Origin of the sequence: Rhodococcus opacus, assembly GCF_012396235.1 — a bacterium.
GTDB lineage: Bacteria > Actinomycetota > Actinomycetes > Mycobacteriales > Mycobacteriaceae > Rhodococcus_F > Rhodococcus_F opacus.
On record NZ_JAAXPA010000004.1, the window covers coordinates 17258 to 36889 of the forward strand.

At 67.8% G+C, this 19632-nt stretch carries 15 protein-coding genes; 11 read left to right on the top strand and 4 right to left on the bottom strand.

What is annotated here, in order from left to right:
* The first annotated feature begins 79 nt into the window (after positions 1–79).
* Both HGB39_RS06125 and HGB39_RS06130 read left to right on the top strand, forming a co-directional pair.
* Positions 80–1588, top strand: a complete 1509-nt coding sequence (locus tag HGB39_RS06125) for an aldehyde dehydrogenase family protein (protein ID WP_005572315.1) — start codon at positions 80–82, stop codon at positions 1586–1588.
* A gap of 25 nt (positions 1589–1613) precedes the next feature.
* Complete coding sequence (locus tag HGB39_RS06130; protein ID WP_005258992.1) at positions 1614–2726, top strand: NDMA-dependent alcohol dehydrogenase; 1113 nt, start codon at positions 1614–1616, stop codon at positions 2724–2726.
* A gap of 34 nt (positions 2727–2760) precedes the next feature.
* Here the strand turns inward: HGB39_RS06130 and HGB39_RS06135 are convergent, their stop codons facing one another.
* Both HGB39_RS06135 and HGB39_RS06140 read right to left on the bottom strand, forming a co-directional pair.
* Complete coding sequence (locus HGB39_RS06135) at positions 2761–3765, bottom strand: LLM class flavin-dependent oxidoreductase (protein WP_007297605.1); 1005 nt, start codon at positions 3763–3765, stop codon at positions 2761–2763.
* A 109-nt stretch (positions 3766–3874) separates the two neighbouring features.
* A complete protein-coding gene (locus tag HGB39_RS06140; protein WP_005570385.1) occupies positions 3875–4858 on the bottom strand; it encodes an LLM class F420-dependent oxidoreductase in 984 nt (327 codons plus the stop codon).
* A 199-nt stretch (positions 4859–5057) separates the two neighbouring features.
* On the opposite strand from HGB39_RS06140, the gene HGB39_RS06145 reads away from it, so the two are divergent.
* From HGB39_RS06145 to HGB39_RS06155, 3 genes are all read left to right on the top strand, one after another.
* A complete protein-coding gene (locus HGB39_RS06145) occupies positions 5058–9587 on the top strand; it encodes a non-ribosomal peptide synthetase (RefSeq protein WP_064080331.1) in 4530 nt (1509 codons plus the stop codon).
* A gap of 31 nt (positions 9588–9618) precedes the next feature.
* Positions 9619–10395, top strand: coding sequence for an RsiV family protein (locus HGB39_RS06150; RefSeq protein WP_005258985.1), 777 nt, complete (start codon positions 9619–9621; stop codon positions 10393–10395).
* A 155-nt stretch (positions 10396–10550) separates the two neighbouring features.
* The gene (locus tag HGB39_RS06155) at positions 10551–12173 is read left to right on the top strand and encodes a flavin-containing monooxygenase (protein WP_043789044.1); all 1623 of its coding nucleotides are present in this window, start codon (positions 10551–10553) and stop codon (positions 12171–12173) included.
* A 73-nt stretch (positions 12174–12246) separates the two neighbouring features.
* On the opposite strand, the gene HGB39_RS06160 is transcribed toward HGB39_RS06155, so the two are convergent.
* Positions 12247–12753, bottom strand: coding sequence for a hypothetical protein (locus tag HGB39_RS06160; RefSeq protein ID WP_005565312.1), 507 nt, complete (start codon positions 12751–12753; stop codon positions 12247–12249).
* A gap of 224 nt (positions 12754–12977) precedes the next feature.
* Between HGB39_RS06160 and HGB39_RS06165 the strand changes: the two genes are divergently transcribed.
* The 5 genes from HGB39_RS06165 to lipP1 all read left to right on the top strand — a co-directional run bounded on the left by HGB39_RS06165 (position 12978) and on the right by lipP1 (position 18228).
* Positions 12978–14138: a 3-ketosteroid-9-alpha-monooxygenase, oxygenase component gene (locus HGB39_RS06165; protein WP_005565314.1), complete on the top strand. Its 1161-nt coding sequence runs from the start codon at positions 12978–12980 to the stop codon at positions 14136–14138.
* Between the two features lie 29 nt (positions 14139–14167).
* Positions 14168–15349 carry an acyl-CoA dehydrogenase family protein gene (locus HGB39_RS06170; RefSeq protein WP_005258972.1) on the top strand — a complete coding sequence of 394 codons (1182 nt, stop codon included), beginning with the start codon at positions 14168–14170 and terminating at the stop codon, positions 15347–15349.
* A gap of 37 nt (positions 15350–15386) precedes the next feature.
* Positions 15387–16292 carry a biphenyl-2,3-diol 1,2-dioxygenase gene (gene bphC, locus HGB39_RS06175; protein ID WP_005258971.1) on the top strand — a complete coding sequence of 302 codons (906 nt, stop codon included), beginning with the start codon at positions 15387–15389 and terminating at the stop codon, positions 16290–16292.
* Positions 16293–16462: 170 nt separating this feature from the next.
* Entirely contained in the window at positions 16463–17254 is a 792-nt protein-coding gene (locus HGB39_RS06180; RefSeq protein WP_005565317.1) for an IclR family transcriptional regulator, read from the top strand.
* A 20-nt stretch (positions 17255–17274) separates the two neighbouring features.
* Positions 17275–18228, top strand: coding sequence for a LipP1 family hormone-sensitive lipase (gene lipP1, locus HGB39_RS06185; RefSeq protein WP_064080374.1), 954 nt, complete (start codon positions 17275–17277; stop codon positions 18226–18228).
* On the opposite strand, the gene HGB39_RS06190 is transcribed toward lipP1, so the two are convergent.
* The gene (locus HGB39_RS06190) at positions 18225–18962 is read right to left on the bottom strand and encodes a PadR family transcriptional regulator (protein ID WP_005258965.1); all 738 of its coding nucleotides are present in this window, start codon (positions 18960–18962) and stop codon (positions 18225–18227) included. The genes lipP1 and HGB39_RS06190 overlap by 4 nt on opposite strands.
* A 130-nt stretch (positions 18963–19092) precedes the next feature.
* On the opposite strand from HGB39_RS06190, the gene HGB39_RS06195 reads away from it, so the two are divergent.
* Positions 19093–19608, top strand: coding sequence for a flavin reductase family protein (locus HGB39_RS06195; protein WP_005258963.1), 516 nt, complete (start codon positions 19093–19095; stop codon positions 19606–19608).
* Positions 19609–19632: the final 24 nt, after the last annotated feature.

A 19632-nucleotide genomic window follows, 5' to 3' on the forward strand; every position in this document is an offset into this window, starting at 1 on the left:
TGTCCGAAGTCAGGACAGTTAGTGATATGGCAACCAGTGCACTATGAGCCACGTCACATTCACAACTTCGGAGGTTTTGATGACAGCGACGATCGAACCCAGCCAAGCGGAACTCTTGCCGTCGGTACGGAACTTTCTGTCCGGCACCAAGCGATTCCTCGTCGGAGGGCAGTGGGTGGAATCGGCGAGCGGCGAGACGTTCGAGACGATCGACCCGGCCACCGGGCAGGTGCTGACCACCGTCGCGCGCGGTGGCGCCGAAGACGTCGACCGCGCGGTCCGGGCCGCACGCACGGCATTCGACGAGGGCCCGTGGGCGACCATGAAGCCCAACGAGCGGGAACGGCTGATCTGGCGGGTCGGCGACATCCTCTCGGAGCGCGCCGAGGAATTCGGCCAGCTCGAGGCGCTGGACAACGGCAAGTCGGCGGGCATCGCGGCCGCTGTCGACGTCGCCTGGTCGGCCGACATCTTCCGCTACTTCGCGGGCTGGGCCACCAAGATCGAGGGCAGCACGGTCAACGTGAGCATGCCGTTCGTCCCCGGTGGCCAGTTCCATGCGTACACGCTGCGTGAACCCGTCGGCGTCTGCGGTCTGATCGTTCCCTGGAACTTCCCGTTGCTGATGGCCGCATTCAAGCTGGCCCCCGCGCTCGCCGCAGGCAACACGGTGATCCTCAAGCCCGCGGAGCAGACCCCGCTCACCGCGATCCTGCTCGGCGAGGTGTTCGAGGAGGCCGGCTTCCCGCCCGGCGTCGTCAACATCGTCACCGGCTACGGAGACGCGGGCGCGGCACTGTCGGCCCACGACGACGTCGACAAGATCGCGTTCACCGGCTCCACCGAGGTCGGGAAGAAGATCGTCGACGCCGCCAGGGGCAACCTGAAGAAGGTGTCGCTCGAACTCGGCGGCAAGAGCGCCAACGTCGTGTTCGCGGATGCGGACTTCGACGCCGCCGTCACCGGATCGCTCAACGCCTGGCTGTTCAACCACGGCCAGTGCTGCGTCGCCGGCACCCGGATGTTCGTCGAGGACAGCATCTTCGACGACTTCACCGCAGCGGTCGCCGACGCCGCCGGCCAGGTCAAGATCGGCCCAGGACTCGACCCCACCACCCAACTCGGACCGCTGGTGTCGCAGGAACAGTTCGACAAGGTCACCGGCTACCTGGCCGCCGGACTCGCCGACGGCGCCCGCGCCCTCACCGGCGGAAAGCGCTGGGGCGACACCGGCTTCTACGTCGAGCCGACGGTGTTCGTGGACGTGAAGCCCGAGTTCAGCATCGTCGAGGAGGAGATCTTCGGCCCCGTCGTCGCAGCGCTCCCGTTCAACGCAGAGGAGGGAGTCGCAAAGGCGGCGAACAGCAGCATCTACGGCCTCGCCGCCGGAATCTGGACCAAGGACCTGTCCAAGGCCCACCTCACGGCCCGTCAGCTCAAGGCCGGTTCGGTGTGGATCAACCAGTACAACGGGTTCGACACCGCCATGCCGTTCGGCGGATACAAGCAGTCCGGGTGGGGACGTGAGCTCGGGGCCACCGCCATCGATCTCTACACCCAGACCAAAGCCGTCAACATCGCACTCTGACCGTCACTCAACGAGGAGAGAAGACATGAAGACCAAAGCAGCGGTTCTGTTCGAGACGCACAAGCCGTTCGAGATCATCGAACTCGATCTGGACGGCCCGGGTCCCGGCGAAGTGCTCATCAAGTACGTCGCGGCAGGCCTGTGCCACTCGGACCTGCACCTCACCGACGGCGATCTGCCGCCGCGTTTCCCCATCGTCGGCGGGCACGAGGGTTCCGGCATCATCGAGGAAGTCGGCCCCGGTGTCACCAAGGTGAAGCCCGGCGACCACGTGGTCTGCAGCTTCATCCCGAACTGCGGCACGTGTCGGTACTGTGCCACCGGCCGCCAGAACCTGTGTGACATGGGCGCCACGATCCTCGAGGGGTCGATGCCCGACGGATCGTTCCGGTTCCACTCGGGCAAGCAGGATTTCGGTGCCATGTGCATGCTCGGCACGTTCGCGGAGCGCGCCACCATCTCGCAGCACTCGGTGGTGAAGGTGGACGACTGGCTCCCGCTCGAGACCGCCGTCCTCGTCGGCTGCGGTGTGCCGTCCGGTTGGGGCACCGCGGTGTACGCCGGCGGAGTTCGCGCCGGTGACACCGTCGTCATCTACGGCATCGGCGGACTCGGTATCAACGCCGTGCAGGGCGCGGTCAGCGCCGGCGCCAAGTACGTCGTGGTGGTGGATCCGGTGGCCATGAAGCGGGAGGCCGCGCTGAAGTTCGGCGCCACCCACGCGTTCGCGGACGCCGCGACCGCAGCAGAGAAGGTCAACGAACTGACCTGGGGACAGGGCGCCGATCAGGCCCTCATCCTGGTGGGCACCGTCGACGAAGAGGTGGTGCAGAACGCGACCGCCGTCATCGGCAAGGGCGGCACCGTCGTCATCACCGGCCTCGCCGACCCTGCCAAGCTCACCGTGCACATCTCGGGAACCGACCTGACCCTGAACCAGAAGACGATCAAGGGTTCGCTGTTCGGCTCGGCCAACCCGCAGTACGACATCGTCCGACTGCTACGCCTGTACGACGCGGGTCAGCTCAAGCTCGACGAGCTGATCACCACCAAGTACACGCTCGAGCAGGTGAACGAGGGCTACCAGGATCTGCGGGACGGAAAGAACCTGCGTGGCGTGATCGTCCACCAGCAGTAGGCGGCTTCGCCGCCCGTGCGCCTTTCTGGTTGTGCTAGCTACCAGAAAGGCGCACGGGCGCTCCGCGCCACACGTCGGCGAGCAGGTCGTACGTCTTCAGCCAGGACTCGGTGTTCTCGGCATGGGAGGCGACGATCAGCTCGTCGGCCTGCGCGTGCTCGGCGAATTCGTCGAGGTACGTCTTGACCTCGGTGGGGGTGCCGACGGCCGAGTAGCGCACCATCTGCGCGACCTGCTGACCCGCCGGGGACGTCATGATGAGGTCGACCTCCTCGGGGGTGAACTTCTGCCCGCGACCGACCATCTGCACCACCCGCCGCCGCAGGGACGCTTCGAACTGCCGGTGCGCGTCCTCGGTGGTGTCCGCGGCGATGGCGTTGACGCCGGCGATGACGTACGGCTCGGACAGATCCTCGGACGGCTCGAACCGCTCCCGGTACAGCGTGACGGCGTCGACGAGCGAGTCGGGGGAAAAGTGGGACGCGTTGGCGTAGGGGAGTCCGAGCTTCGCGGCGAGCTGTGCGCCGAACGTCGAGGACCCGAGGATGTAGAGGGGAACGTTCGTACCCTTGCCGGGGATCGCGTCGACGCCGGGAACCCGTGACACACCGCGGAGGTATGCCTGGAGTTCCAGCACGTCCTGCGGGAAGCGGTCCGCGGACGCCGGGTCGCGGCGCAGCGCATACATCGTCTTCTGATCACTGCCCGGGGCGCGTCCGAGTCCGAGGTCGATGCGACCGGGGTGCAGTGTCTCGAGGGTGCCGAACTGCTCCGCAATCGTCAGCGGCGCGTGGTTGGGCAGCATGATGCCGCCGGCGCCGAGCCGGATGCTCTCGGTGTGCGCGGCAACGTGCGCGATGAGGACGCTCGTCGCGGATGAGCCGATCGACGGCATGTTGTGGTGCTCCGCGTACCAGATGCGGCGGTACCCGCGGGTCTCCGCGAGTTGCGCGAGCTTCACGCTCGCATCGAAACTGTCCCGCGCCGTGTCGCCCTCGCGGATGTAGGCCAGATCGAGAATCGACAGAACAGCGCTCACGGGATTCGTTACCTTTCGTCACCAAGAACAGGCGCGAGAGGTCAGCCTCGCGCACTACCTCTGGGTGCAACCGCAGAGGTAGTGCGCGTATTCCGGGCGGCCGGAACGGTCAGGCGTCGACGAGGGGACGCAACGTGCGCCCGGTGAGTTCGACGATGCCGGGTTCGTGCCCGTTGGCGACGAGATTGAGGACGATGCCGTCGATTCCCGCGTCGAGGACACGGGCCTTCAGCTGTTCGGCCACCTCGTCGGGGGCGCCGCAGAACTGCCGGTCGGTGGCGGCGGCGCGTTCCTCGTCCGACGCCTTCGACAGGTCGACACCCTGCGTGAGCAGGAAGTCGTGCTGGAGCTGCCGGGCGCGGTCGCCGTCCTCGTCGATGATGACGAAGGCGAGGTAGCTGGTCTCCAGCGTGGACCGGTCGCGACCGATCTCCGAGCACCGGGCATCGAGGGCCTCGAGCTTGCGCGGCAGTTCGCGGGCGTTGCAGATGATGTTCAGGTGGTCCGCGAACCGGGCGGCGAGACCGAACGTCTTCTTCTCACCGCCACCTCCGAGCATGATCGGCAGGTTGTCGCGGATCCGTGGCTCGTTGATCGCGTTCTCGACGTGATACCACTTGCCGTCGAACGTGGGACGTTCGCCGTGCAGCATCGGCGCGATGATCTGCAGTGCCTCGTCGAGCCGTTCGAATCGGTCGGTGAACGTGCCGAACTCGTAGCCGTACTGCTTGTGCTCGAGTTCGAACCAGCCGGCGCCGATTCCGAGGACGGCCCGTCCGCCGCTGGCGACGTCCAGGGTGGTCACCGCCTTGGCGAGCATGGGAGGGTTCCGGTAGGTGTTGCCGGTGACCAGCGCGGACAGCTGGATGTTGTCGGTGGCCGTGGCGAGGGCGCCGAGGGCGGTGTACGCCTCGAGCATCGGTTCGTCGGGCGCACCGATGCCCGGCAGTTGATAGAAGTGGTCCATCACGAATGCGGTGTCGAAGCCCGCGGATTCGGCCTCACGGGCCTGCGCGATAACGGTCGGGAACAGGTCCGCGACGGGGGTGGAGTAACTGAAATTCGGCATCTGATATCCAAGGCGAATAGTCACCCGTTCGACGCTACTCGGATGGCGGCTGCGGCACCTCCCCGAATTCGAGGGTAGGCGGGTGCGCACCCTGGGGTGCCTGGTGGAGGCGGTGCGTGTCGAGCAGGCTGACGGTTGGTGCCATAGCAGTCGCCGATCCGACATCCGCGACGACTCTGCGCAGTGGGGTGATGGAGTGCAGAGCGCAGCCTGAGGGGGAAAGATGAATTTCGATTTCGATTCGCAGCAGCAATCCGGCGGCACGGCGTGCGCCTGCCCGGAAAGGCCCGCGCCTGTCCGGCCCGACGTCGCCATCGTGGAGCGCCCGCTCGGGCGCCCGGCGCGAGCGGCCGTGGGCGCCTTCCCGCTGACCGCGGCGCAGCGATCCATCTGGTTCGCGCAACAGCTCATGCCGGAGATTCCGTACGTCATCGCCCACTACGTCGATCTGCGCGGTCCGGCCGAACTCGCCGTTCTGCGTGACGCCACCCGTCGCGCGAATCGCGAATTCGGCTGGGGAGCGGTGCGCCTGCTGGACATCGACGGGCAGCCGCATCAGGTCGTGGACCCGACCGTCGACGACCGGGTGCTCACCACGGACCTTCGCGGCGAGGACGATCCCGTGGACGCTGCCCATCGCTGGATGCGGAACGACCGGAGCGCTCGCACCGACATGTACGACGGACCGCTCCTCGTCTCGCACATTCTGCAGCTGGGCGACGATCACTACTACTGGTACTCCCGCGCTCACCACATCGTGTCGGACGGGTACGCCGCGATGATGCTGATGAGCCGCACGGCCGAACTGTATGTCGCCGCCATCGAGGGCAGGGAGCCGCCGGACAGCCGGATCGTGGGGCCGGAACGTCTCGTGCGGGAGGACGCGACCTACCGTGCCTCGACCCGGTTCGCCCGGGACCGCGACTACTGGCGCGACTCCGGCGGCGACCTGGCGTCGGTCCTCAGCCTCAGCGGCCGCACGGCGCGACCGGGCACCGACGCCCGGACGGCGACCGGGCACACGAGCCCGAGCGGGAACTCACGGAATTCGACGGCCGTGACGGTCGCCGCCTTCGCCGCCTACCTCGCCAGGATGACCGGCGTCGACGACGTCGTCCTCTCGTTGCCGGTGTCGGCGAGAACGACGGCCCGCCTCAGGTATTCGGGCGGTTCGGTGTCCAATGTGATTCCGTTGCGGCTGAAGGGAATCGGCTCTGCCACCGTAAGTCAGGCGGTCGGAACCGCCGAGACGGCGTTGACAGCGGCACTGCGGCATCAACGCTACCGCCGCGAGGACATCGGCCGGGACCTCGCCACGGGCGGTGTCGAACTCATGCATTTCGGTCCGGTGGTCAACGTCATGATGTTCACGAAGGAGATCACGCTCGGCTCCGTGAACGGGACGGTTCGGGTGCTCACCACCGGTCCCGTCGCCGACCTCGCCGTCAACATCTATCCGGGGGCCGAGGGCAGTGCCGCCCGCATCGACTTCGAGGGAAACCCGGCACTGTACGACCACGCCGAACTGACCGGACATCACGCGCGTTTCCTCGCCTACCTCGACAGGTTCACCACATCGGTCGAGTCGGAACGACCGGTCGCCGACCTCGACGTCTTCCTCGCCGGCGAGCGCGGAGATTTCGCTCCCGCGCAGGGACTTCCGGATGCCGACCCGATCACACTCGACCGCATCCTCGCGGGGACCGTCGCGGACGCCCCGGGGGCGATCGCGATCCGCGACCGCGGGCGGGAACTGTCCTACGGCGACCTGGACCGGCTCGCCGGCCGGCTCGCCCGCGTCCTGACCGGCCGGGGCATCGGGCCCGAGAGCATCGTCGCGGTCTCCATCCCGCGGTCGCTCGAGTCGGTGCTGGCGTTGTGGGCCGTCGCGAAGGCCGGCGCGGCCTACGTTCCGATCGACCCCTCGCACCCGAGCGCTCGCATCTCGTACACCCTGGACGATTGCGGCGCGACGGTCGGGCTGACCGTCCGCACGGAGCGCGCCCGACTGCCTGGCACCGTCGCATGGCTGACCATGGATATCGACGACCTCGAAAACCTCTGTGAAGAAACCCTCCCCGGTGCGGAACGGACCCGGCCGCTACTCGTGGACCATCCCGCGTATCTGATCTACACGTCCGGGTCGACGGGAGCGCCGAAGGGCGTCGTCGTCACCCATCGCGGCCTTGCCAACCTCGCCCAGGAGATTCGGGACAAGTACGCGGTGTCCGCGCGTTCTCGTGTCCTGCATTTCGCCTCACCGAGCTTCGACACCGCTCTCGTCGAAGTATTCGCGGCCTGTGTCGGCGGCGCGACGCTCGTCGTGACCCCGCCCGGGGTGTTCGGCGGTGAGGAACTGTCACGACTGTTGCGCGACGAACACGTCACTCACCTCCTGATGACGCCGTCCGCCCTGGCCGCCATCGATCCCTGCGCGATGGACGAACTGGAGTTGGTGCTGGTCGGAGGGGAGGCGTGTCCTCAGGCGCTGGCGCGGCGGTGGGCCGGCGGCCGGACCATGCGGAACGCGTACGGTCCGACGGAGACGACGTGCAGCGTCACTCTCACGGATCCGGTGTCACCGGACGAGCGGATGACGATCGGCGCTCTGATGCGCGGTGTGGACGCGGTGGTTCTGGATCACCGTCTACGTCCGCTTCCGCCGGGCGCTGTCGGTGAGCTGTACCTCGCCACCCCGGCACTCGCCCGCGGCTACCATCGGCGCCACGGGCTGACCGCTGCCCGGTTCGTCGCCGACCCGTTCGGCCGCAGCGGATCCCGGATGTTCCGCACCGGGGACGTGGTGCGGTGGACGGCGGCAGGGACGCTCGAGTTCCTGGACCGAGCGGACGACCAGATCAAGATCCGAGGGTTCCGTGTGGAGCTGGGCGAGATCAACGCCACGCTGAACACGCATCCGGGCGTCGCCTTCGCCGCGACGGTGGTGCAACGGAATCCGGCCGGCGACCCGAACCTGGTGTCCTACATCATGGCCGACGGGGACGCGTCGATCGATCGCGAAGCGTTGAAGGCGCACCTGGCACGGTTCCTGCCGGAATACATGGTTCCGAAATCGATCATGCTCGTGGACTCGATCCCGTTGACTCCGACGGGAAAGCTCGACCGGGCGGCGCTCCCGCTGCCGGAGTTCGGCTCGGATTCGGTGCTTCATCGTGACCCCGAGACCCCGGCCGAGCGCCGCGTCGCGCGGGTATTCGCCCAGGTGCTCGGCGTGGATTCGGTCGGCGCCGACGATTCCTTCTTCGATCTCAGCGGCGATTCACTGTCGGCCATCCGGGTGGTCGCGACGATCAACGCCGAGTTGGGCACCACGCTGGGCGTGCGCGAACTCTTCGACGCACCGACGGTCGCGGCACTCGCACGGACGATCGCGGAGGCCGGCGCACACCCGCAGAACGCGGGGCACCCCCGCGGGCCGACGTTGGGCGCCGCACCACTGCCGGACCTGGTGCCGCTGTCGCCATCGCAGTACTTCATCGACCGCACCGTCGTGCAACCCGCTCTCCACAACATCCCCTTCACGGTACGAGTGCGCGGCGGATTCGACGTCGACGCGCTGCGCTCGGCGATGGCGGATGTGCTGGGCCGGCATCGTTCGCTGCGGACGGTGTTTCCCGACTCGCCGTCGGGGCCGTACCAGCGTGTGCTCGACGTGGCCGATGCGTTGCCCGACCTGACTCCGGTGGAGACCGGCGCCGCGGACGTGGAAGCACAGACGTCGGAACTGCTGTCCGCGGGATTCGACGTGCGGCGTGAGCCTCCTCTGCGCGCCCGGCTGTTCCGGCTCGGCGACGGCGACCACCTTCTGGCCTGCGTCGTCCATCACATCGCGGCCGACGGCTGGTCGCTCGCACCCTTGGCACGAGATCTCGCCGACTCCTACCGTGCCCGGTCGACCGGCAGCGAGCCCGCGTCGGAGCCGCCGGTCGTGCACTACGCCGACTACACGGTGTGGCGTCGGGCCTTGCTCGGCGACGAGAACGACCCGGACAGCATCGCCTCCCAGCAGATCGCCCACTGGACGAAGGAACTGTCGGGACTTCGGGGGGAGCTCGCGCTGCCCACCGATCGCCCCAGGCCCCGCCGGTGGACCTATCGAGCGGGACGACTTCCGTTCTCGCTCGACGAGCATGCGCACCGAGGCCTGCTGGCCACCGCGCACGAGCACCACGCCAGCCTGTTCACGGCGCTCAGGTCGGCAGTGGCGGTCCTGCTCGCCCGCGTCAGCGGCGACCCCGACATCGCGATCGGAACTCCGATCGCGGGCCGGGGAGACCCGGCGCTCGACGACGTGGTGGGAATGTTCGTCAACACGCTCGTTCTGCGCACCCGGGTAGACCCGACGATGACGCTGTGCGACATCGTCGATCGGTCACGCGGCGTGGAGCTTCGCGCTCTGGCAAATGCCGACGTGCAGTTCGAGCGACTCGTCCAGGTGCTCGATCCGCCGAGGTCACCGTCCCTGCACCCGCTGTTCCAAGTCGCGCTGTCGCTGAACAACTTCGCTCCCGCAGCCCTGAACGTGTCCGGGCTCGACTTCGAGGTCACACCCCGTCCACTCGACATCGCCAAGTGCGATCTGCATTTCCACTTCACCGAACGTCACGACGTCGACGGGCGGCCCGACGGTATCGATGCCGAACTGGTGTATTCCGCCGACCTCTACGACGCATCCACCGCACAGGGTTTCGTCGACACGCTGCACACCATCGTCGACCCGATCGGTAGGTGACCCCGCGGAATCGACGTGGTAGAGATAGCTCATGAGCGGCATCCGGAGATCTGGTCGGGCAGCGGCGCTCGTCGCGGTCGTCCTCGCACTGGCCGCCTGCTCCGACCAAGCCGGCACCGCAGTGAGCGAGCCGTCGACAACGACGACCGTGTCCGCCGCGGACACGTCCAGCGCCGAGGCGACCACACCCGCGAGCCTGCCGTACACGGAGACGGAGTTGCAGGTCACGGGTTCCACCGGCCGTGTCGGCTACGACGTCCTCATCCCGCAGATCGAGGGTGGAAATCCGGCGGTCACCGCCGAGTTCAACGAATCGATGCGGGCCGCACTCCAGGACCAGATCGACGGCTCGGGCACCGACGCCTTCACGTTGAGCAGCCAGGAGCACAGCGTCGCGCACATCGGCGAGCATGTGATCAGCGGTCTGCTGGTGACGTCGTGGAACGCCGATCCGCCAGGTGCGCATCCCACCCCGATCGTCGCGACGGTGGTGGTGAATGCCGATACGGCCGCGCCGATCACGCTCGCCGATCTCTTCCCCGACCTGCCGGCGGGACTGCAGGCGCTGTCGGACGAATCCGCGCGTCTGCTCCCCGCGACGGTCGCGGGACCGGATTTCGAGCGCAGCGGCATCGAACCGACCGAGGCGAACTTCGCCAACTGGCTGGCCACCCCGGCAGGCATGGAGATCCATTTCAACGATTATCAGGTGGGACCGCACGCCATCGGACTCGTCACCGTCACCGTGCCGTGGGACGCCCTGGCCGACGTGATCGACCCCGCTCTCGCTCCCGTCGTGTCCAGTTAGGCGCTGCCCGACCGCTCACCGGGAACGAACCTGTGGCTGCCCCGGTGCCGCGACCTACCGTCCCAGACAGGCCTTTGCTGCCGAATGTGTCTGTCGAATGGGAGAGGAGCGCGCCCGTGAGTGCACGCACCGAAGTTGATGCTCGTGCGAATCGGATCGGCGACGTGGACGCGGTTGTCGTCGGCGCGGGATTCGCGGGTCTGTACGCCGTCCACAAGTTGCGGAGCCTGGGTCTGACCGTCCAGGGTGTGGAGGCGGCGGGAGGCGTCGGCGGAACGTGGTTCTGGAACCGCTATCCCGGCGCCCGGTGCGACGTGGAAAGCGTCGACTACTCGTACTCGTTCTCGCGGGAACTCGAGCAGGAGTGGGATTGGAGCGAGAAGTACGCCACCCAGCCCGAGATCCTGGAATACATCAATCACGTCGCGGACCGGTTCGACCTGCGTGACCGTTTCCTGTTCGGGACCCGGGTGACCTCCGCGGAACTGGACGAGGAGACGCTCCGGTGGGAGGTGCGCACCGACCGCGGCGACGTCCTGTCCGCCCGGTACTGCATCTTCGCGACCGGTGCGCTGTCCACCGCGAACACGCCGAACATCCCGGGCCGCGAATCGTTCACCGGCGACACTCATCACACCGGTCAGTGGCCGCAGGAGGGTGTCGACTTCACCGGCAGACGGGTCGGGATCATCGGCACCGGTTCCTCGGGAATTCAGTCGATTCCCCTCATCGCCGAGCAGGCCGAGCACCTGTACGTGTTCCAGCGCAGCGCCAACTACAGCGTCCCGGCGGGCAACCAGACGTGGGACGACGAGATGCGGCGCGCGATCAAGGCGGGATACGACGAGCGCAGACGGCTGTCCCGGGAGAGCGGTGGCGGTTCGCCGTACAACGCGCATCCGAAGTCCGCGCTGGAGGTCTCCGACGAGGAACGTCGCGAGGCCTATGAGACGCGATGGAAGCTCGGCGGGGTGCTGTTCGCGAAAACCTTTCCGGACCAGACGAAGACCGAGGCCGCGAACGCGACGGCACGCCAGTTCGCCGAGGAGAAGATCCGCCTGCTCGTCGACGACCCCGCCGTCGCGGACAAGCTGATCCCGAACGATCACCCGATCGGGACCAAGCGGATCGTTACCGACACCCACTACTTCGAAACGTACAACCGGCCGAACGTCACCCTGGTGGATCTGAAGGCGGCGCCGATCGAATCGATCACCCCGTCGGGGATCACCACTGCCGACGCCGACTACGCCCTCGACACGCTGGTGTTCGCCACCGGATTCGACGCCATGACCGGCGCCCTCGACCGCATGCGGATCGTCGGGCGCGGCGGTGTGTCGCTTTCCGAGTACTGGAGTGAGGGACCGAAAACCTATCTCGGTCTGGGTGTTCCGGGGTTCCCGAACCTGTTCGTCGTGACGGGACCGGGCAGCCCGTCCGTGCTGGCGAACATGGTGCTCGGCGCCGAACAGCACGTCGACTGGATCGCGGACTGCATCGAGCACCTGTGGGAGAAGGGCCACGACGCGATCGAGGCGTCCGTCCCCGCCACCGAGCAGTGGGTGGAGCACTGCCGTGAGCTCGCAGCGCAGACCCTGTTCCCGTTGGCGAACTCCTGGTACATGGGCGCCAACATTCCGGGCAAGCCCCGCGTGTTCATGCCGTACCTCGGGGGCTTCGGCGCGTACGGGCGGATCTGCGCGGACGTCGCGGAGGAGGGGTTCCGCGGTTTCGAGTTCAGCCGATCCCGGACGAGGCTGGCCGACCCGGTGGGATAGTTTCCCGGACATTGGTCAGCCGCGCAGGCAATTGCCTGCGCGGCTGACCATTTCGTGGGAGAACGGGGCGAGTTCAGTCGGGGAGTGCGTACGTGGCCCACGCCTGCGCGAGCACGTCACCGTCCCGCGTGCACGTGACGGCGACGTCCGCCATGCGTGTGCCGTCCTGGACGTACGTCTGCTGAAGCGACGACGTGAAGTCCGCACCGGACGGCACGGCCCGCCGGATGCGGGTGCGGAACCTGCGGAGCGCACCGGGGAACTGCTCGGCGCAGTAGCGCTCCAGCAGGTCCACCGTCTGGTCGACGGGCGTGACGGTCCCGGTGAAGCTGTTCGTCCAGAACTCGAAGACCAGCTGCTCGTCGCGGTTGCGGAAGCGGACGAGCAGGTCGTGGTCGCCCACCCTCCGGACCTGCGCGGACAGGGCGTCGTCCGACGTCCGGTGCGGTCGCAGCAGGAGGAAGTCCTGTTCGACGGCCGCCCCCGGCTCGGGTGCGACGACCACCCCGCTCGGGACGGCGTCGGCGCAGAGCCGGCGAACCTCCGCTGTGCACGGCTGCGAAGAGATGAGTGCGGCCATCGTTCCTCCCAATTCACGGGTATGTGATCCGCACGGTAGTCGTCGCGGCCGGTGAACGGGGGTGTGGTCCCTGTGATCGGGACGCCGACGTCCGCCGAAGTGGGTGGATGCGAAAGCCTCTCGCTGAGTGGGAGAGTCGGGTACCGCTGCGGACCCGTCGCGCCGACTATGAGCTACACCACACCCCGAGGGTGTTCTTGACGTACAGCGAGGCGGAGGTAGACATGGCGCGCAACAGTGCCGTTGACGGCGACGAAGTCCGGATGATCGAAGTGGGATCGGCACCAACGCGTTTCGCGCGGGGGTGGCATTGCCTGGGTCTGGCGAAGACCTTCAAGGACGGCGCCCCGCATCAGATCGATGCGTTCGGCACGTCGCTGGTGGTGTTCGAGACGTCCGACGGGACCCTCAGTGTGCTCGACGCCTACTGCCGTCACATGGGTGGCAACCTGGCGCACGGCACCGTGAAGGGCGATTCCATCGCGTGCCCGTTCCACGACTGGCGCTGGGGCGGCAACGGCAAGTGCACGGGAATCCCGTACGCGCGACGTGTCCCGCCGCTGGCGCGGACCCGGGCCTGGACGACCCTCGAGCGCAACGGGCAGCTCTACGTCTGGAACGACCCGCAGGGCAACCCGCCGCCCGCCGACGTGACGATTCCCGAGATCGAGGGATTCGGCTCCCCGGAATGGACCGACTGGACCTGGAATTCGCTGCTCGTCGAGGGCTCGCACTGCCGCGAGATCGTCGACAACGTGGTCGACATGGCGCACTTCTACTACGTCCACTTCTCGTTCCCGCGCTACTTCAAGAACGTCTTCGAAGGGCACGTGGCCACCCAGTACATGCAGTCGACACCCCGCCACGACATCTCGGTGGGCACCAGCTACGACGACCCCAATTCGACGCTGCGTTCGGACGCGTCGTACTTCGGCCCGTCCTACATGATCGACAAGCTGTGGAGCGAAGCGAACGGCATGATGATCGAGACGGTGCTGATCAACTGCCACTACCCGGTCACCGCGAATTCGTTCGTCCTGCAGTGGGGCGCCATGGTGAAGAAGCCCGAGGGGCTGTCCGACGAGGTGGCGAACGGCATGGCGGCGCAGTTCGCCGAGGGCGTGGAACTCGGATTCAAGCAGGACGTCGACATCTGGCTGAACAAGTCGCGCATCGACAACCCGCTGCTGTCGGAGGAGGACGGGCCGGTGTACCAGCTGCGTCGCTGGTACCAGCAGTTCTACGTGGACGTCGAGGACATCACCGACGACATGACCAAGCGCTTCGAATTCGAGATCGACACCACCAGGGCGGTGCAGAGCTGGGAGGCGGAGGTTGCCGACAACCTCGCCAACGGCGTCGTGCCGCTCGACACCAACGCCTGAAGCCGGATCGGAAAAGAAGGACACGACAGATGACCCACGAGGTTCTCGACAACATCATGGCGATCGCGGATCAGCTCCGCGATCAGGCGCCCGAGGCCGAGCGGATCGGCCGGCTGCCCGACGACACGGCGAAGAAGCTCCGTGAGGCCGGGCCGATCAAGCTTCTCCAGCCCGGCAAGTACGGCGGCTACGAGGCTCATCCGCGCGAGTTCGCGGAGACGGTGATGGCCGCGGCGTCCCTCGACCCGGCCACGGGCTGGGTGTGCGGCATCGTCGGCGTGCACCCCTGGCAGCTGGCATTCGCCGACCCGAAGGTGCAGGACGAGGTGTGGGCGGCCGACTCCGACACTTGGATGGCCTCGCCGTACGCCCCGACCGGGATCGCGACGCCCGTCGACGGCGGCTACCTCTTCAGCGGTCGCTGGCAGTTCTCGTCGGGAACCGATCACTGCGACTGGATCTTCCTCGGCGCGATGCTCGGCGACAAGGACGGCGCGATGGCCCTGCCGCCGAAGATGCTGCACATGATCCTGCCGCGCAGCGATTACGAGATCGTCGAGGACTCGTGGAACGTCGTCGGTCTCAAGGGCACCGGTTCCAAGGACATCGTCGTCCGGAACGCCTTCGTCCCCGACTACCGGGTGATGGACGCCGACGAGGTCATGAACGGTACCGCGGTGCGGAAGTTCGGGCGCACCGAGACGCTGTACAACATGCCGTGGTCGACGATGTTCCCGCTCGGAATCTCCTCCGCCGTGGTGGGAATCGCCGAGGGCGCTCTGGCCGCTCACCTCGACTACCAGCGCGACCGCGTCGGCGCGCAGGGCACCGCGATCAAGGACGACCCCTACGTGCTGTTCGCGGTCGGCGAGGCCGCGGCCGACATCAACGCCGCCCGCCAGGAACTCCTCGCCAACGTCGACAGGATCTGGGACCTCGTCGAGTCGGGCAGGGAGGTCACGTTCGAGGACCGCGCGGCCGGGCGCCGGACGCAGGTGCGTGCCGCGTGGCGTGCGGTCACCGCCGTCGACCAGATCTTCGCCCGCTCCGGCGGCAACGCGCTGCGCATGGACAAGCCGCTGCAGCGGTACTGGCGGGACGCGCACGCCGGTCTGGCGCACGCCATCCACGTGCCGAGCACCGTCTACCACGCCTCCGCGCTCAGCTCGCTCGGCCTCGACCCGGCCGACAACCTCAAGTCGATGATCTGACCGCCGTCGGACCTCGAAAACAGCAGAAGGACAACACATGACAGACATCAAGGGGCTTGGCTACGTCAAGATCCAGACCAACGACCTGGAGCGGTGGCGCACGTTCGCTTTCGACGTGCTCGGATTCGCCCAGGGCACGGGCCCGGACGAGGACGCCCTGTACCTCCGGATGGACGAGCGCGCGGCCCGCATCGTGATCGTGCCGGGCGAGACGGACGAGGTCGTCACCATCGGGTGGGAGGTCCGCGACCATGCAGGTCTGGTCCGCGTCCAGGAGGCGGTCGAGGGCGCCGGGATCGCCGTCAAACCACTGTCGGTGGAAGAGGCCGACGCCCGCCGCGTCGAAGAGGTCGTCACGTTCCAGGATCCGACCGGTGCGACGATCGAGATCTTCCACGGCGCCGTCCTCGACCACAGTCCGGTGGTGACCCCGTTCGGCGCGAAGTTCGTCACGGGGGCGCAGGGTCTCGGCCACGTGGTGCTGCCGGTGATGGATTTCGGCGGCGCGTTCGACTTCTACACCGAGGTGCTCGGCTTCCTGCCCCGCGGCGCCTTCCGCATCCCGGCGCCGCCGGAGTTCGGTCCGATGCGGGTGCGCTTCCTGGGGGTCAACGAGCGGCACCACAGCCTGGCGCTGTGCCCGGCACCGCACGGCGGTGCACCGGGACTGGTGCACATCATGGTGGAGGTCGACACGCTCGACGCCGTCGGCCAGGCGCTCGACCGCGTCGTCAAGGACGGGTTCTCGGTCTCCTCGACCCTCGGCCGCCACACCAACGACAAGATGGTGTCGTTCTACGTGCGTGCCCCCGGCGGCTGGGACATCGAGTTCGGCACCGAGGGGATGAAGGTGGACGAGAAGTACTACTCCGCGGAGGAGATCACCGCCGACAGCTACTGGGGCCACGACTGGTCCGGAAGCGAGCCGCTGGCGGCCATGTGACGGGTGTCCGGGCCCGGTGCACGCATCCACTCGATGCATGTGCCGGGCCTTTGGGCTGTTCGGGGCCGTTCGCCCAGCACTATTGCAAATAGGTATATGCCTATTTATAGTAAGTGTCGCCAGTCACACACCGCGTCGCCGCACCGAGCAGCGCCGCTACGGAGGTCCCCATGACGACGACACTCAGCCCCACCCCCACCGCCGGCCTCGATCGCGCCGCCCTTCTCCTCGACGCGTTCGACGGCCCGGGCAGGCTCACGCTCGCGCAGATCGTGCGCCGCACGGGGCTTCCGCGCTCCTCCGCGCACCGGATGCTCGAACGTCTCGTCCAGCTGCGGTGGCTCCGCAGGGAAGGCCGGGACTACGAACTCGGGATGCGACTGTTCGAACTCGGGTCGCTGGCCGTGCACCAGGACCGTCTGCACCGGGCCGCCCTACCCTTCCTGCACGAACTCCACCGGCTCACCGGGCACGCCGTGCACCTCGCGGTACTCGAGGGGATCGACGTCGTCTACCTGGAGAAGATCGCCGGACGGTTCGGCGTCGGGTTGCCGTCCCGCGTCGGCGGCCGCCAGCCTGCGCACTGTACGAGTGTCGGCAAGGTGCTGCTGGCCCATTCGCCCGAGTCCGTGGTCGACCGCGTCGTCGAAGCGGGTCTGCCCCGCAGTACACGTTTCAGCATCGACTCACCCGCGGCGTTCCGCGCCGAGTTGCAGAAGACCCGCGAACGCGGAGCGGCCTACGACCGGGAAGAGGATCTCGTCGGCGTCAGCTGCGTCGCCGTGCCGGTGGGCAACGAGGACAACGTGGTCGCGGCCATCTCCGTGTGCGGTCCCAGCAGTCAGATCAAACTCGATCACCGTCTGACCGCGCCGATTCGCATGTCCGCCAAGGGCACCTGGCGCAAGTACATGTCGACCGCGACGCCGGCCGCCGGACGCGCCGACCGATACTCCGCCTGAGGCGGGGCGAAGGAGCACGAATGCCGTTCGACGAGCAGGCCGAGACCATCCTCCGGGGACTGAACGAGAACTTTCCCCGGGTGGAGACCATGACGGGCGCGCAGGCGCGGGCGGCGACGAAGGCGGGACGCAAGGCCGTCGCCGACCCCGAGCCGGTCGGCAGTGTGCGCGACCGGGAGATCCCCGGCGGGGCCGGACCGATTGCGGCACGCATCTATTCGCCCGCGGGGGACCCCGCGGAGTCCCTGCCCGTCGTCGTCTTCTTCCACGGCGGCGGGTTCGTGATCTGCGACCTCGACAGCCACGACGGCTTCTGCCGCGCGATGTGCAACGGGATCGGAGCCGTCGTCGTCTCCGTCGACTACCGACTCGCCCCGGAATCGCAGTGGCCCGCCGCAGCGGACGACGCCTACGCCGCGACGTGCTGGGTCGCGCAGCACGCCCGCGCGTTGGGCGGAGATCCGGACCGGCTCCTCGTCGCCGGCGACAGCAGCGGGGGCAACCTCGCGGCCGTCGCGGCGCTGATGGCCCGGGACCGGGAGGCCCCCGCGGTCGCCGGACAGCTACTGATGTACCCCGTCATCGAACCGGTCTTCGACACCGAGTCCTACGAGGAATTCGCGGAGGATCACTTCCTCACCCGCTCTGCGATGCAATGGTATTGGGATCAGTACCTGCCGACGCACCGCGAGACCGTACCCGCCTATGCCGCCCCGGTCCGGGCGGAGGATCTCGGCGGGCTCCCACCCGCGATCGTGATCACCGCCGAACGCGATCCCCTCCGATCCGAGGGGGAGAAGTACGCCGCGGCGCTCGCCGACGCCGGTGTTCCCGTGCAGTGCCGGCGGGTGGAGGGAATGTTCCACGGATTCTTGACGATCGACGCGCTGGCCGCGGCGCAGACCGCGCGGCGGGAGCTGTGGCCTCGGCTCCGGAATCTGGTGGCCGAACCGGTGCGGACTCCGTCCGACTAGTCTTCGTGCTCCGCCTCGTCGTCCGCGTCCCGTGCCGCCTTCATCGCGGCCTGGTACTCCTGCTGCGCCGCGCGGGAGCGCCGGATCGAATGTGATGCGGTCGGTTTCGGCACACCGGGATGCTCCGGCGTCCCTGCGCCGTGCATCCGCTCGACGGCTTCGTCGATGTCGGCGAGCATCTGCTTCGCGAGCTCGCTCTCGGCCGCGTAGTAGCGCTCGGACCACTTGTTGACCATGTGCGCGAACGCCCACGTGGGTTCGACGTCGGAATCGCGGGCGTCGAGCGCGGCCTGCCTGCTCATCCCCTCCACGTACGAGATGTGCTCCTTCAGGGCATCTTTGAGCTGCTCCGGCTCGGTGAGGTGACCGAGCCACATGCGCAGCATCACACCGTGTTTGAGGACGGGCGGATCGATCGGCGCCTCCCGCGCCCAGCTGCGCATGACGGCCATGCCCGCGTCCGTGATCTTGTACAGGCGCTTGGGTTTCACCCGTGCCTCGTCGTCCACGACGGTCCGCGACGTCACATATCCCAGGTCCTCGAGCTTCTTCAGCTCCGAGTACACCTGGCTGAAGGACGGGCTCCAGTAGAAGAACCGCACACTGTACGACGCCCACTTCTTCAGGTCGTAGCCGGACAGCTCCTCGCCGAACGACAGGATGCCGAGTACCGGCCAGCTCGTGGATCGAAGGCCGGCGAACCCGGAACTCTGTGTGGGGTCGGACGATGGCATTTCCCGAGCCTATCAACCGTGCGCCGCCGGCCGGACAGCGCGAAACCCTGCCGCTGGGCGGGACGAGGCATTCCCCGCCGGAAGGCGCCGCGGCCAGGCTGAACGCAACCCGTCGATCCGAGGAGACACGATGACCCGAACCGAAGAACCCGTGCCGGTGGCACGACGCATCGACCCCGCCGAGCTCAAGTCGGTGCTCGGGCACTTCTGCACCGGAGTCACGGTGATCACCGCACACGACGGCGAGAGCCCACACGGCTTCACATGCCAGTCCTTCGTGTCGCTGTCGCTGGACCCGCCGTACGTGTCGTTCAGCCCCGCACGGACGTCGACCAGCTGGCCGCGGCTGCGGGCGAGCGAACACGTCTGCGTCAACGTTCTCGCTCACGACCAGCGCGACGTGTGCGGGACGTTCGCGACCAGCGGCGCCGACAAGTTCGCCGACGTCGGGTGGTCGCACGCCCGCAACGGTGCCCCGGCGCTGGACGGTGTGCTGGCCCAGGTGCAGGCCACCGTCGAATTCGAGCACGACGCCGGTGACCACACCATCGTCGTCGCGCGCGTCACCGGTCTGGACGTGCTCAGGGATGCGCCGCCGCTCCTGGTGTACCGCGGCGGGCTCGGCATCTTCACCGCGGCCACCTAGCCGCGCTGTCTCCCGCTCCGCGGG

What these genes read in the sequence shown, in the direction of transcription:
- HGB39_RS06130 (WP_005258992.1), top strand. Translation starts at nt 1,614, where the DNA reads ATGAAGACCAAAGCAGCGGTTCTGTTCGAGACGCACAAGCCGTTCGAG.
- HGB39_RS06195 (WP_005258963.1), top strand. Translation starts at nt 19,093, where the DNA reads ATGACCCGAACCGAAGAACCCGTGCCGGTGGCACGACGCATCGACCCC.
- HGB39_RS06125 (WP_005572315.1), top strand. Translation starts at nt 80, where the DNA reads ATGACAGCGACGATCGAACCCAGCCAAGCGGAACTCTTGCCGTCGGTA.
- HGB39_RS06150 (WP_005258985.1), top strand. Translation starts at nt 9,619, where the DNA reads ATGAGCGGCATCCGGAGATCTGGTCGGGCAGCGGCGCTCGTCGCGGTC.
- bphC (WP_005258971.1), top strand. Translation starts at nt 15,387, where the DNA reads ATGACAGACATCAAGGGGCTTGGCTACGTCAAGATCCAGACCAACGAC.
- HGB39_RS06180 (WP_005565317.1), top strand. Translation starts at nt 16,463, where the DNA reads ATGACGACGACACTCAGCCCCACCCCCACCGCCGGCCTCGATCGCGCC.
- HGB39_RS06160 (WP_005565312.1), bottom strand. Translation starts at nt 12,753, where the DNA reads ATGGCCGCACTCATCTCTTCGCAGCCGTGCACAGCGGAGGTTCGCCGG.
- lipP1 (WP_064080374.1), top strand. Translation starts at nt 17,275, where the DNA reads ATGCCGTTCGACGAGCAGGCCGAGACCATCCTCCGGGGACTGAACGAG.
- HGB39_RS06145 (WP_064080331.1), top strand. Translation starts at nt 5,058, where the DNA reads ATGAATTTCGATTTCGATTCGCAGCAGCAATCCGGCGGCACGGCGTGC.
- HGB39_RS06165 (WP_005565314.1), top strand. Translation starts at nt 12,978, where the DNA reads ATGGCGCGCAACAGTGCCGTTGACGGCGACGAAGTCCGGATGATCGAA.
- HGB39_RS06170 (WP_005258972.1), top strand. Translation starts at nt 14,168, where the DNA reads ATGACCCACGAGGTTCTCGACAACATCATGGCGATCGCGGATCAGCTC.
- HGB39_RS06190 (WP_005258965.1), bottom strand. Translation starts at nt 18,962, where the DNA reads ATGCCATCGTCCGACCCCACACAGAGTTCCGGGTTCGCCGGCCTTCGA.